At 36.8% G+C, this 14,472-nt stretch carries 11 protein-coding genes and 5 tRNA genes; 1 reads left to right on the forward strand and 15 read right to left on the reverse strand.

Annotated elements, in window-relative coordinates; genetic code table 11:
* Positions 1-55: 55 nt before the first annotated feature.
* The 15 genes from rpoC to CVT13_RS02080 all read right to left on the reverse strand — a co-directional run bounded on the left by rpoC (position 56) and on the right by CVT13_RS02080 (position 13,842).
* A complete protein-coding gene (gene rpoC / locus CVT13_RS02010; RefSeq protein WP_021091033.1) occupies positions 56-4,570 on the reverse strand; it encodes a DNA-directed RNA polymerase subunit beta' in 4,515 nt (1,504 codons plus the stop codon).
* Positions 4,557-8,702, reverse strand: a complete 4,146-nt coding sequence (gene rpoB / locus CVT13_RS02015) for a DNA-directed RNA polymerase subunit beta (protein ID WP_107811428.1) — start codon at positions 8,700-8,702, stop codon at positions 4,557-4,559. The genes rpoC and rpoB overlap by 14 nt, the downstream gene beginning before the upstream one ends.
* A 118-nt stretch (positions 8,703-8,820) precedes the next feature.
* Positions 8,821-9,201, reverse strand: a complete 381-nt coding sequence (gene rplL / locus CVT13_RS02020; protein ID WP_021090592.1) for a 50S ribosomal protein L7/L12 — start codon at positions 9,199-9,201, stop codon at positions 8,821-8,823.
* A gap of 29 nt (positions 9,202-9,230) precedes the next feature.
* Entirely contained in the window at positions 9,231-9,716 is a 486-nt protein-coding gene (gene rplJ, locus CVT13_RS02025) for a 50S ribosomal protein L10 (RefSeq protein ID WP_072594865.1), read from the reverse strand.
* Between the two features lie 105 nt (positions 9,717-9,821).
* On the reverse strand, positions 9,822-10,523 hold the full coding sequence (rplA, locus tag CVT13_RS02030) for a 50S ribosomal protein L1 (protein WP_107793183.1): 702 nt from the start codon (positions 10,521-10,523) through the stop codon (positions 9,822-9,824).
* 59 nt (positions 10,524-10,582) lie between these two features.
* On the reverse strand, positions 10,583-11,008 hold the full coding sequence (gene rplK, locus CVT13_RS02035; protein ID WP_084040690.1) for a 50S ribosomal protein L11: 426 nt from the start codon (positions 11,006-11,008) through the stop codon (positions 10,583-10,585).
* 10 nt (positions 11,009-11,018) lie between these two features.
* Positions 11,019-11,549: a transcription termination/antitermination protein NusG gene (nusG, locus tag CVT13_RS02040; RefSeq protein WP_021090793.1), complete on the reverse strand. Its 531-nt coding sequence runs from the start codon at positions 11,547-11,549 to the stop codon at positions 11,019-11,021.
* Between the two features lie 17 nt (positions 11,550-11,566).
* Positions 11,567-11,746, reverse strand: coding sequence for a preprotein translocase subunit SecE (gene secE / locus CVT13_RS02045; RefSeq protein ID WP_035167317.1), 180 nt, complete (start codon positions 11,744-11,746; stop codon positions 11,567-11,569).
* Positions 11,747-11,763: 17 nt separating this feature from the next.
* Positions 11,764-11,839 (reverse strand) — tRNA-Trp (locus CVT13_RS02050).
* Positions 11,840-11,852: 13 nt separating this feature from the next.
* Positions 11,853-12,011 carry a 50S ribosomal protein L33 gene (gene rpmG / locus CVT13_RS02055; RefSeq protein ID WP_107793184.1) on the reverse strand — a complete coding sequence of 53 codons (159 nt, stop codon included), beginning with the start codon at positions 12,009-12,011 and terminating at the stop codon, positions 11,853-11,855.
* Positions 12,012-12,069: 58 nt separating this feature from the next.
* Entirely contained in the window at positions 12,070-13,269 is a 1,200-nt protein-coding gene (gene tuf, locus CVT13_RS02060) for an elongation factor Tu (protein ID WP_021090663.1), read from the reverse strand.
* A 74-nt stretch (positions 13,270-13,343) separates the two neighbouring features.
* Positions 13,344-13,418: transfer RNA gene (locus CVT13_RS02065), tRNA-Thr, on the reverse strand.
* Between the two features lie 126 nt (positions 13,419-13,544).
* Positions 13,545-13,621 (reverse strand) — tRNA-Gly (locus CVT13_RS02070).
* Positions 13,622-13,628: 7 nt separating this feature from the next.
* Positions 13,629-13,713, reverse strand: a tRNA-Tyr gene (locus tag CVT13_RS02075).
* A gap of 53 nt (positions 13,714-13,766) precedes the next feature.
* Positions 13,767-13,842 (reverse strand) — tRNA-Thr (locus tag CVT13_RS02080).
* A 236-nt stretch (positions 13,843-14,078) separates the two neighbouring features.
* Between CVT13_RS02080 and CVT13_RS02085 the strand changes: the two genes are divergently transcribed.
* Complete coding sequence (locus CVT13_RS02085) at positions 14,079-14,327, forward strand: hypothetical protein (protein WP_021090800.1); 249 nt, start codon at positions 14,079-14,081, stop codon at positions 14,325-14,327.
* Positions 14,328-14,472 lie beyond the last annotated feature (145 nt).

A 14,472-nucleotide genomic window follows, 5' to 3' on the forward strand; every position in this document is an offset into this window, starting at 1 on the left:
TTAATTGATTTAATTCTATAAAGAGGTTAAGCCCCAAAAATAGGGGCTTGAAGTATTAGTTTTCTTTGATTTTTACTTTTTTATCCTTATAAAAACCAGTTCCAACTGGGATCATACGTCCAAGGATAACGTTCTCTTTTAGATCCTCAAGATAGTCAAATTTAGCAGCAATCGATGCTTCTGTTAAGACCTTAGTTGTCTCTTGGAACGATGCAGCAGAGATCACACTATCACTTCCGATAGCCGCTCTTGTAACACCTAATAGGATCGGCTCAGCAATAGCTGGTTCACCGCCCATGTTCATGATGCGCTCATTCTCTTCTTTAAATTTATTTCTTGAAACCATATCGCCAACTATGAAATTTGTATTTCCACTATCAACAATTTTAACTTGGCGAAGCATTTGTGATACGATGATCTCGATATGTTTATCAGCGATCGCAACACCTTGGCGACGATAAACTTGTTGAATCTCGCTAATCAAATAATAATGAAGCGCTTTTTCGCCAAGAATTCTTAAAATATCATGGCTTGAAATTAGTCCATCAGTTAGTTTCTCGCCAGCATGGACAAATTCCCCGTCTCTTACTTGGATCTGACGACTTTTCTCGATCAGATACTCAGCAGTTGTGCCATCTTCAGCTTGGATGATTATGCGCTCTTTTGAGCGAAGTGGCTTGTCAAATCTAACCACACCATCAATCTCTGCAACGATAGCTGTATTTTTAGGGCGTCTTGCTTCAAATAGCTCACTAACTCTTGGAAGACCACCGGTGATATCTTTTGACTTAGCGACAGCTTTTGGAGTCTTAGCCAAAATATCAGCCTGAGCTACTTCATCACCACTTGAGACAAAGATCGCAGTTTTTGGATCAAGCGGATACTTAATTAAATTTCCTTTTTTAGTAGCGATAATAATCGCAGGTTTTACACCGCTTGGCAAATACTCATTGATAACAAGACGTCTTTGTCCAGTCGCCTCATCTGCTTGCTCAGTCGCACTATATCCTGGCTCAATATCCTCAAAGCTAACCACACCAGCTTCTTCAGCAATAGTTGGAGTTGAATATGGGTCCCACTCAGCAATAATCAACTTATCATCTTTTTCAGGCAATGAGACTACTGTCGCTCTCTCAACTGCATCATTATCAGAAACTTGGATGATAGAATTTCTTGGGATATAGTGGCGAACCGCCTCACGTCCATCTTTATCAGAAACAACTACAAAGAAACCTTTTTCAGTTACTTTGTGACCTTTTTTGATATCTTTAACCCTATCAAGATAATCACCTTTTAATATGAAAAATTTAACCACACCATTTGCGTCGGCTAAAATTTTACGAGTTACAGGATCTCCGTCTGAAATTTTAAGTTCACTAGCGTATGGGATACGATTTGGGATATTCCAACCCTCTTTTATGATCTCAACGATACTTTCATTCTCTTTTACCTTATCGCCACTTACATAAGGTATATACATCTTTCCTTCGATCTTTCCGCTAACACCAGCTAATTCATTTGGCTTAGCAAGATCATTTCTTCTAATTGTATATTTAACCTCTTCTTTTTTACCTTTTATCACGATATTTACATCTTCGTGGGCATATTCGATCTCTATTTTGCCGTCAATCGTTGATTTAATCTTTGGCTCAACAAGTAGTACAGCCGCGCTTCTTCTATTTGCAACGATCTTCTTATCGCCATTATCATAAGTATTAAGGTTATAATATCTGATGAATCCCTCTTTTTGGGCGATTACTTGACGATCTTGTTGCTCAGTAGAAGCCGTACCACCGATGTGGAATGTTCTTAGTGTTAGCTGTGTACCTGGCTCACCGATAGATTGAGCTGAAATGATACCAACTGCTTCACCTGGTTTTACAAGTTTGCCCTCACCCAAGTTTAAGCCGTAGCATTTTGCACAAACGCCTTTTGGTGCCTTGCACGTGATAGGTGTTCTAATGCTTACTGATTTTATACCAGCCTCAGTTATAGCTCTAGCTTTTTCTTCATCAAGTAGCGTGCCTTCGCTAAATAAAATTTCATTTGTTATAGGATCGATCACATCATCTGCTAAAACACGGCCTAATACTCTTTCTTCAAGGCTTTCTATTAGCTCGCCACTCTCTGTAATATCTGTAATTTCAACACCCTCGTGCGTACCGCAGTCATGCATTGTGACTTTAACATTTTGAGCAACATCGATTAGTTTTCTTGTTAAGTAACCGGCGTTAGCGGTTTTTAGCGCTGTATCTGCAAGACCTTTTCTAGCTCCGTGGGTTGAGTTGAAGTACTCCATTATGTTTAGACCTTCACGGAAGTTTGAAATGATAGGCGTTTCGATGATCGAACCATCAGGTTTTGCCATAAGACCACGCATACCAGCTAGCTGGCGAATTTGTGCTGCACTACCTCTCGCACCTGAGTCTGCCATCATATAAATCGAGTTAAATCCGCCCTTATCATTTTGGATAAGTTTCATCATCTCGCTTGCAACGCTGTTGTTTGTATCTGTCCAGATATCAATGATCTTGTTGTATCTCTCACTATCTGTTAAAAGACCAGCGCCGTATTGCTTTTGAATTTCTCGAACTTTTTTCTTAGCTTCGTCAATATATTTTTGCTTGCTATCAGGTACGATGATATCAGCAATAGAGATAGAAATTCCTGCTTTTGTTGCATATCTAAAGCCTAAATTTTTAAGCTTATCAAGGAAGTCAGCCGTTACTTCAAGACCGCCATTTCTATAAACATAATCAACCAAATTTGCAATGTCTTTTTTCTTCATGATCTTATTCCACATATTTTCAGGAACAAAATCAGGAAGTATGGCTCTTAAAATCAAGCGACCAGCTGTTGTAAAGATGATCTTGTTATCAACCATTGTTTTGATTTTAGCGTGAAGACCAAGAGTATTAGCCTCTTCAGCGATCATTACTTCATCAACGCTTGAGAAAATTTTATTTGCGCCTTTTTCGTCATTTCTCTCTAGGCTTAAATAATAAATTCCTAAAACCATATCTTGTGAAGGAACTGTGATAGCCTTACCGCTTGCAGGAAGCAAGATGTTCATTGAACTAAGCATCAAAATTTTGCACTCAGCGATAGCTTCCTGCGATAGTGGTACGTGAACAGCCATTTGGTCACCGTCAAAATCTGCGTTGAACGCCGCACAAACTAGTGGGTGAAGCTGAATCGCCTTGCCCTCAACAAGCACTGGGTGAAACGCTTGGATGGAAAGCTTGTGAAGTGTCGGAGCACGGTTTAGCATAACTGGATAGTCTTTAACTACCTCTTCTAAGCACTCCCAAACCTCATTTGTCTTATCTTCTATCATCTTTTTAGCTTGCTTAACAGTTGTCGCATAGCCTTTTTCTTCAAGGCGAGCAAGCAAATGTGGTTTAAATAGCTCTAGAGCCATTTTCTTTGGAAGACCGCACTGATCCATCTTTAGCTTTGGACCAACGACGATAACAGAACGTCCAGAGAAGTCAACACGCTTACCTAGCAAATTCTGACGGAAGCGACCTTGCTTACCTTTGATGATCTCGCTTAGTGATTTTAGTGGGCGCTTATTTGCACCTTTTACTGCATTTGCTCTGCGGCCATTATCAAATAGCGCATCAACAGCTTCTTGAAGCATTCTCTTTTCATTTCTGATAATGATCTCAGGTGCATCAAGCTCAAGTAGACGTTTTAGACGGCTATTTCTGTTTATTACGCGGCGATATAGGTCATTTACGTCTGAAACAGCAAATTTACCACCATCAAGGCTGACTAGCGGTCTAAGATCAGGTGGAAGAACTGGCAAATTTGTTATCATCATCCACTCTGGACGGTTGCCTGAATTTAAAAAGCTCTCGATAACTTTTAGGCGTTTTACTATAGTCTTTTTCTTGGCCTCAGAATTTGTAGACTCCATCTCTTCTTTTAGTTGATTTAAAATTTCCATCAAATCAAGCTCGGCTAGCATATCATAGATGACCTCACCACCCATTCTAGCTGTAAAACCAGTCTCTTCGTATCTTGAAGCTAGGCTTTGATATTGTTCTTCATTTAAAACGTCGTATTTTTCAACTTTTTTAGAATTTTCATTGTCGTAATAAGCCTCACCAGCATTATCAACAATATATGCCTCATAGTAAAGTACGCGCTCAAGATCTTTCATCTTAATACCAAGAAGCGCACCAATACGGCTTGGCAAGAAATTTACATACCAGATGTGAGCCACTGGAGTTACAAGCTCGATGTGACCCATGCGAGAGCGGCGAACTTTAGATGTCGTTACTTCAACGCCGCACTTTTCACACTTAATGCCTTTATAACGCATCTTTTTATATTTGCCGCAAAGGCACTCGTAGTCACGGATCGGTCCAAAAATTTTCGCACAAAATAAGCCGTCACGCTCAGGTTTTAGCGTGCGGTAGTTGATAGTTTCTGGTTTTTTAACCTCACCATAACTCCAAGATTTTATCTTCTCAGGACTTGCTAAACGAAGTTGAAAAGCTTCAAAATCACGAGGTCTATGCTCTTCTTTTATCTCAACTGGTTTTAAATTAGTTAGTTTCATTTGTCTCATCCTCATCATATACTTCTACATCAAGAGCTAGTGATTTTAGCTCGTTTGTTAGAACAAAGAACGTCTCAGGGATACCAGTCTCAGGAACGTTTTCACCTCTTGTTAAAGCTTTGTAAGCAGAAAGTCTTCCCTCAACATCATCTGATTTTACAGTTAGCATCTCTCTTAGTGTATGAGCGGCACCATAAGCCTCAAGTGCCCAAACCTCCATCTCACCAAATCTTTGACCACCAAATAGCGCCTTACCGCCGACAGGTTGCTGTGTAACAAGGCTATATGGTCCAGTGCTTCTTGCGTGAACTTTTTCATCAACCAAGTGGTGAAGTTTTAGCATATACATACAACCAACATTAACACGTTCTCTTATCTTTGAGCCTGTGCGTCCGTCATATAGCTCGGTTTTACCATCGCTATCTATCTTTGCCATCTCAAATAGTTTTGCAAATTCGTCAGCCTTAACGCCTTCAAAAATTGGAGTTGCAAATCTTACGCCATTACTCCAATCTTTTGCATATTCAAGAAGCTTCTCGTCACTCATCTTGCCAAGAGCTTTTTTAGCGTCCATTAGCTTAGCAACACCTGCTATCTCTATCATCTTAGCTCTTAGCTCTTTTATCCACTCGCCTTTTTTGGTTTCAAAAATTTCATTTATCTGTTCGCCTAAGCGGTAGCCAACAAGACCAAGGTGGCTCTCTAAAATTTGACCGATGTTCATACGGCTTGGAACGCCAAGTGGGTTTAGCACGATGTCTACAATCTGACCGCTTGGAAGATACGGCATATCGACTTCTCTTACTATATTTGAAACGATACCTTTGTTGCCGTGACGTCCAGCCATCTTATCGCCGACTTTTAGTTTGCGTTTTGTAGCTATATAAACTTTTACAAGTTTTACAACGCCGCTTGGTAAAATGTCATCTTTTTCTAAAATTTCTATCTTAGCATCGTGCTCTTCTTTGAGCTTTTTCTTCTCATTTTGGAAGTAATTTTTTAGCTCGTCATATTTCTTTTGGATATCTTTTGAAAAGCTTTTAACGATAGCATTTAGAGTAAACCTATTTATATTTTCAAGATCGGCCTTATTGATCTTTGAGCCCTTTTTATACTCTTTTTTATTTACCTCTTGATCACTTGCTAGTGGATTTTTAGAAAGAAGTGCTGTAACTTTTAGCATCTCTTCGCGGTCTAGCATAAGTAGTCTATCGTGATGTTCTTTTTCTAAAAGAGTCTTCTCTTCTTCGTAAGCTTTATTTGTTCTGCTATCTTTTTCATAACCTTTTTTGGTGAAAATTTTAACATCAACAACCACGCCTTCCATCGAAGCTGAAGCGTAGAGCGATTTATTTACCACGTGGCCAGCCTTTTCACCAAAGATCGCACGTAGTAATCTTTCTTCTGGAGTTGGTTTAACTTCGCCTTTTGGAGATACTTTGCCAACAAGAATCATGCCAGGTTTGATCTCTGTACCAATTTTGACAATACCGCTCTCATCAAGGTGCATAAGCTCCTCTTCTTTGACGTTTGGTATATCTTTTGTTATCTCTTCAACGCCATCTTTTAGCTCACGAGCCTCGATCTCTTTTTCATAGATATGAACACTTGTAAAGGCGTCTTCACGTATCATTTTTTCACTAATGACGATCGCGTCTTCGTAGTTATAGCCATTCCAAGGCATAAATGCTATTAGTGCGTTTTTACCAATCGCTAGCTCGCCTTTTTCCATACTTGGACCGTCAGCAATTATTTGACCGGCAACGATTTCATCACCTTTTTTAACTATCGGATGTTGAGAAAAAGTCGTATTTTGGTTTGTTCTTAAATTTTTCTCCAAAGAGTAGTGATCGATATATGGACCAGCTTCGTCTTCGCCTAAAATGAATATATTTTTATTATCAACCTTTTCAACCACACCACTACGTTTTGCTTTTACGCTTTCCCATGCATCTCTTGCGATAACGCTTTCCATACCTGTTCCAACAATAGGAGCAGTTGAGCGAAGTAGTGGCACTGCCTGACGTTGCATGTTTGAGCCCATGAGAGCACGGTTAGCATCATCATGCTCTAGGAATGGAATAAGTGAAGCCGCAACACCAGCTATCATACCAGAACAAAGGTCGATCAGAGTAACATCTTCTCTACGCGCAAGCATCATCTCGCCATCTTTTCTAACCTCAATCAAGTCCTCAACGATGTGTCCATTTTCATCAAGTTTAGTTGATGCTGGAGCTATAACATTGCCCTCTTCTTGAGTTGCGGTTAAATAAACTATCTCATCAGTCACTTTGCCATCTACAACTTTTTTGTAAGGTGCTTCAACAAAGCCAAGATCGTTCACTTTTGCATAGGTTGAAAGTGTATTGATAAGACCAATATTTTGACCTTCTGGAGTCTCAACCGGACAAATTCTACCGTAGTGGGTTGGGTGAACGTCACGCACCTCAAAGCCAGCACGCTCTTTTACTAAGCCGCCCTCGCCAAGCGCAGATAGACGGCGCTTGTGAGTAACTTCACTAAGTGGGTTTGTCTGATCCATAAACTGGCTTAATTGTCCACCTGTGAAAAATTCCATAATCGTAGCAGTAATCATTTTTGGATTAATGAGGTCGTATGGCATAATCTCTTCGGTATTATTACTTAAACTTGTAAATTTATCGCGGATAGCCTTTTGCATCTTTACAAAACCGAGGTGAAGTTCGCTAGCGAGTAACTCACCAATTGACCTTATACGACGATTACCAAGATGATCTCGGTCATCAATGTGACCTTGTCCATTTTTAACTTTTATAAGATATTTTGCAGTTTTTATGATATCTTCACTTGTTAGTAAAGTAACATATTCTGGTACATCAAGTGAGAGCTTATGATTCATTTTCATACGACCAACTTTTGTTAAATCGTATCTCTCAGGGTTAAATAGCATATCATTTACAAAACTCTTTGCAGCCTCTTTAACAACTGGCTCTCCTGGTCTCATGACCTTATAAATTCTAATAGCCGCAAGATCATTTTCGTCATCCACGCCCTCAGTTTGTTTTAAAACCTTAAGCATATCGTTGTCAGCTATGAAAGAATTTATAATCGCATCATCAACACCAGCAGCAGAGTTATTTATAATCTCAATACTTTCATACTCAGCTAAAATCTTTGCAAGTTTATTCTCGTCAAGAGCAGATAGTGTATCATATAAAATTTCTCCACTCTCTGTATTTATTACAGGGTTTGCCAAATATCTACCAATAAGTGCTTCAACTGGGTATTCAACAAATTTTACTCCATCCTCGATCAACTTGTCAGCTTTTTTCTTAGTAAGACGCTTGCCCGCTTGGTGAAGAATTTCTCCATCTTCGTTTTTTATATCATATTCAACTCTTCCCAAATAATCTTCAGGATTAAAAAGAGTTAAGAATTTGTTATTTTTAATAATTAAATTTTGTATTGGATAAAACAACTTAATGATGTCTTGCTTTTTATATCCAAGCGCCCTAAATAATATAGTTACTGGCACTTTTCTACGTTTATTTATCCTAACATATAAAATATCTTTTGTGTCATATTCGAAATGTAGCCAAGAGCCACGATCAGGTATTATTTGAGCTGTATAAATTAATTTATTTGCAACAGTCGCGCTCTCTTCTTGTTTAAAAATAACACCTGGACTTCTGTGGAGTTGATTTACAACAACGCGCTCAACACCATTTATAATAAATGAAATTCTATCAGTCATTAGTGGAATTTCGCGTATAAAAATTTCTTGTTCTTTTATATCTTTAACACCGACTTTATCACCTGTCTTATCATCTTTCTCATGAACGATAAGACGTATTTTCATCTTTAAATTTACAGAGTATGTAAGACCTCTTTCTATACACTCTCTGATCGTATATTTTGGTTTTCCAATTTCTGAGCCAACATACTCTAAAGTCAAACGATTTTGCGGATCATGTATAGGGAAAATCGACTTAAAAACTTTTTCGATACCGCTTTCAGTTTGATTGTTATTTAGATTTAAAAAATTATCAAAGCTCTTTTTTTGTAGTTGTAGTAGGTTCGGAACGTCTATCTCTTTAACGACATTAGAGAAGTCAACTCTAAGACGATTTCCTGAGTATAAGCTATTTAACATTGCATCTACCTCGTGGTAATTTTGAAAGAAAAGTATAGCCTTTTAACAAGGCATCTAAAATTTAAAAAAGAGAGAGCCTTTGCCCTCTCTTGAAATATTAAGCTCAAATAATAAAAAATTATTTAAGTTCAACCTTAGCACCAGCTTCTTCAAGCTCTTTTTTAGCTGCCTCAGCCTCATCTTTGCTAACGCCTTCTTTAAGAACAGATGGTGTTCCCTCAACTGCATCTTTAGCTTCTTTAAGACCAAGACCAGTAAGCGCTCTAACAACTTTAATAACATTGATTTTCTTATCACCAGAATCAACCAAAACAATGTTAAATTCTGTTTTTTCCTCTGCTGCAGCTGCTGCACCGCCTGCTGCAACAGCACCACCAGCTACCATTACAGGAGCTGCACTAACACCAAATTTCTCTTCGAACTCTTTTACAAGTTCACTAAGCTCAAGTACAGAAAGATTAGATATAAACTCTAATACATCTTCTTTAGTAATTGCCATTTTTAATCCTTATTGTTTTTTAATTTAATTTAAGCTGATTGTTCTTTTTTCTCTTTAAGCGCATTCAAACCAATTGTAAAATTTTGAATTGGCGCATTCCAAACTTGTAAAAGCATCGCAATAAGCTCATCACGGCTAGGCATTTTAGATAGAGCTTTAACTTTATCAACGCTAGCAACTTCGCCATCAATATAAGCTGTTTTTATTTTAAAAAGATCAGCATTAGACTCTTCAAATTTTGCGGCTACTTTAGTTACTGCTAATTGATCTTCACTCCAAAGATAGATATTTGTATCTTTGAGTTCCATTCCGACTTTATCAGAATTTTTAAGAGCAATATTTGCAAGAGTATTTTTAATAACCTGAACTTTTACATTTTGTTCTTTAGCAGAATTTCTTAAAACTTCAAGTTTCTTTACTGAAAGGCCACGATAGTCACAAACTATAATAGCTTCAGCAGTTTTAAATTCACTCTCTAATTTTGCAACAACTTCAGTTTTTTCGTTACGTGTCACTTTTTCTCCTTTCCGACCGGCGATTTCAAGCAGAGCGGGTCGAATCAATTAAGCCCAATGGCCTCGGCTATCTCCAATCTAAGATATAAATTTTAATTTTTAGTTTTATTTTAAGTCCATAACTTCTTGAGTATCAAGAGCTATAGATGGGCTCATTGTCAAAGACAACGAAGCATTTTTAACATATCTACCCTTTGCGGTTGCAGGCTTATGTTTATTGATCGCTTTAATAAATGTTGAAATATTTTCATTTAATTGTTCTTTAGTAAAATTAACTTTACCAAGACCTGCATGTATATTTCCTTGCTTATCAACACGGAAATTTACTTGACCACTTTTTGCATTATTAACAGCTTGTGCAACATCCATTGTGACTGTACCAGTTTTTGGATTTGGCATTAATCCTTTTGGTCCTAAAATTCTACCGACCTTACCTACGAGACCCATTAGGTTTGGAGTAGCTATAAGAACATCAAAATTCATTATACCTTTTTGAATATCTTCGACCAAATCATCTGCACCAACAATATCAGCACCAGCTACTTTAGCCTCATCAGCTTTAGCATCTTTAGCAATAACAGCAACTCTTACAGTTTTACCTGTACCAGCTGGTAAAACTACTGAACCACGAACCATTTGATCAGCATGTCTTGGATCAACATTTAATTTTAATGCAATCTCAACTGTTTCATTAAATTTAGCAGAAGCTAGAGTTTTGACTGTATCAATAGCCTCACTAAGGTTATAAATTTTATCTTGCTCTACTTTTTTGAGCAATTCTTGAAATCTCTTACTAGTTTTTCCCATAAATTTCTCCGCATATATATTGCTTCCGTCTTTTGCTAATCAACCTGACGGTAAAGGTTTTAGTCTATTACTTCGACACCCATTGATCGAGCTGAACCAGCAATAATTTTAGCTGCTTGCTCTTTATCATTTGTATTTAAATCAACAAGTTTTTTCTCAACTATTTCTAAAACTTGAGCTTTTGTTAGTTTGCCTACTTTATTTTTTAAAGGATTATCAGTTCCTTTTGTTATACCTGCAGCCTTTTTAATAAGATCTGTAGCAGGAGGCTGTTTTGTAATAAATGTAAAACTTTTATCAGCATAAACAGTTATAACAACTGGAATATTAAATCCAACCATGTCTTTTGTTCTTTCATTAAAGGCTTTACAAAATTCCATAATATTAACACCTTTTTGTCCAAGAGCTGGACCAACTGGTGGACTAGGATTTGCTTTTGTTGCAGCAATTTGTAATTTTATTTCACCTATAACTTTTTTAGCCATTTCTTGCTCCTTAAATTATCTTCTCAACTTGTGAATACAAAATATCAACAGGGGTACTTCTACCAAAAATAGAAACATTAAGTCTAAGTTTACCATGTATCATGTCATATTCTTCCACAATACCTGTAAAGTTAGCAAAAGGACCTTCTGTTATACGAACACTCTCACCATCCTCAAAAAATATCTTAGGTTTTGGTGCAGCTCTTTTTTGAACTTTTTCCAAAATAGTATTTATATCTTTTTCAGATAATGGCGTAGGTTTTTTGGCCTCACCAATAAAACGTCCAACTTTTGGTAAAGATTGAATCCTGTGCCAAAGAGCCGTATCAAGATCTAAGCATGCAAAAGCATAACCTGGATAAAGAGTTCTTTCGTTGATTTTTTGCTTACCATTTTTTATTTCTATTACGTCTTCTGTAGGAACTATAATTTCTTTTAGTTGATCTTCTATTCCATGATCTTTTACTAAATTTTCAATTCCTCTTTTTACTGCCATTTCGCTTCCAGCGTAAGTCTGTATAGCATACCATTTATGTGACATTACTTCTTTTCCTTATATCATATAACTTTAGATAAAACAAAGGACATAATAACATCAACAAGAGCTAAAAAAAGTGATACAACAGCAACTACGATAAAAACTGCAAAAAAAGCGTTTCTAATTTGTTCTTTTGTAGGATAGATAACCTTCATTATTTCCAATTTAGAAAGCCTAATATAATTTATAATTTTTTCCATAATCTTAACCTTAGTCGTGGCAGGGCAAGAGGGATTCGAACCCCCAACCATTGGATTTGGAATCCAGCGCTCTACCGTTGGAGCTATTGCCCTAATAGCTTCTTAATTAACTTTTTAATTTAACTTCTTTATGAATAGTATGTTTTTTTAATCTTGGGCAATACTTTTTAAGTTCAACTTTATCCGTTGTAGTTTTACTATTTTTAGTTGTTGTATAATTTATATCACCACTTTCGGAGCATCTTAAACCAATTTTAATTCTCATATAAGTCCTTATTAAGATATCAAAGGGATATCTCCTCCCTTTGACAAATTTTTATAAATTAACCAAGTATTTTTGAAACAACACCTGAACCAACAGTCCTGCCACCTTCACGGATAGCGAAACGAGTGCCTTCCTCAAGTGCTACTGGAGCAATCAACTCAACTGAAATTCTTACATTATCACCTGGCATAACCATCTCTGTTCCTTCTGGAAGCGTAATTGAACCAGTAACATCAGTTGTTCTTACATAGAATTGTGGTCTATAGTTATTAAAGAAAGGAGTATGGCGACCACCTTCTTCTTTTGTCAAGATGTAGACTTCGCCTTCAAATTTTGTATGAGGGGTAATTGATTTAGGTTTGCAAAGAACCATACCACGCTCAACATCCTCTTTCTTAGTACCACGGAGAAGAACGCCAACATTATCACCAGCTTCGCCTTGATCCATCTCTTTTCTAAACATTTCAACACCAGTAACTGTTGTTGTTTGAGTTGGCTTAATACCAACAATCTCAATTGTGTCACCTACTTTTATAACACCTTTTTCGATTCTACCAGTTACAACTGTACCACGACCTGAAATCGAAAAAACATCTTCGATTGGCATAAGAAGGTCTTTATCTGTTGCACGAACTGGAGTTGGAATATAGCTATCAACTGCATCCATTAATTCCATAATTTTTGCTGACCATTCGCCATCTTGACCAGCTTTTGCCTCTTCAAGAGCTTTAAGTGCTGAACCAGAAACAATAGGTGTATCATCGCCTGGGAAATTATACTCATTAAGTAATTCACGGATTTCCATTTCAACCAATTCAAGTAGCTCTGCATCATCAACCATATCAGCTTTGTTCATGAAAACAACAATGTATGGAACACCAACTTGGCGTGATAATAAAATATGCTCTCTAGTTTGTGGCATTGGACCATCAGCTGCAGAAACAACCAGAATAGCTCCATCCATTTGCGCAGCACCTGTAATCATATTTTTTACATAGTCAGCGTGACCAGGGCAGTCAACGTGGGCATAGTGGCGTTTCTCTGTCTCGTACTCAATATGTGAAGTAGCAATTGTAATACCACGCTCTTTTTCTTCTGGAGCATTATCAATATTATCATAATCTTTTAGCTCAGCAAGTCCTTTGCGTGAAAGAACAGCAGATATTGCAGCTGTTAATGTAGTTTTACCATGATCTACGTGACCAATAGTACCTATGTTTACGTGCGGCTTGTTACGTGAAAATTTTTCTTTAGCCATCTTTTCCTCCGTATGTGATATATGTCTTTTTTCTTACCAAATTTGTATAATCATAATAAAATCATATTAACCAGTGGAGCTCATAGCGGGACTTGAACCCGCGACCTCTTCCTTACCAAGGAAGTGCTCTACCTCTGAGCCATATGAGCGAAAAACGCTTGGCAGAGATGATTCCAATTAAATAATACAAACAACTAAAAATTTTGAAAATAAAGTAAGGAATAACTGTGTTTAGTAAAATCTAGATACAGCTCCCAGTTTATTTTCCCAAATTTTGGAGCGGGAAACGGGGCTCGAACCCGCGACCCTCAGCTTGGAAGGCTGATGCTCTAGCCAACTGAGCTACTCCCGCATAACAATGGTGGTGAGACGTGGATTCGAACCACGGAAGACATAGTCAGCAGATTTACAGTCTGCCCTCGTTGGCCGCTTGAGTATCTCACCTTAAACATTAATAAAGTATTTTGGTATTTTCTGGTCAAACACTGTTACAAAAATGGAGCTGGTGAACGGACTTGAACCGCCGACCCACTGCTTACAAGGCAGTAGCTCTACCAACTGAGCTACACCAGCACCTATTTTGTGAAGTGGCAATTATATATCAAAACAATGTAAAAGTCAAGGGAAATTTTAAAAAAATTCATAAAAATTAAAACCATAAAATACAGCCATTTAAAAATACAAATTTTTATTACATTTAAATCAGTAATACACCATTAAGTATTTATAAAATATGTATAATTTTTATGGTTTTATTTTTTTTAAAAGCTAAAATTTCTATAATTACAAAAAATATATAAGGATTTAATATGCAATTTTTACCTTGGGCAATAATTTTATTACTAATTTACGTAATTTATTTTCTAATGATACGTTATGAAAAAAGAATATCAACTCTTAGCAAATTAATTGAACAAAATAGTGATGGCATTAAGGAAAATAGGGATTTGATTGGACAAAATAGATCACTTATTGAAAAAAATAAACACGATATCGAAAAAAATACAAAAGACATCATAACAAATGTCGAAAAAGTAGATATCGATTTGGAAGACTAAAGTTTCTGGTTTCTTATCTCAGCTATTAATAAATTTGCTAGAATTTTTTATTTAAGATTTTAGCAAATTATTTTTTATTTAAAAATTTTATATTTATTGTATTCTTCAGCTAGTAAAAGTTGTGTATGTATTTGTTATGGTCGGA

The organism is Campylobacter concisus (genome assembly GCF_003049085.1).
GTDB classification, from domain to species: Bacteria; Campylobacterota; Campylobacteria; order Campylobacterales; family Campylobacteraceae; genus Campylobacter_A; species Campylobacter_A concisus_H.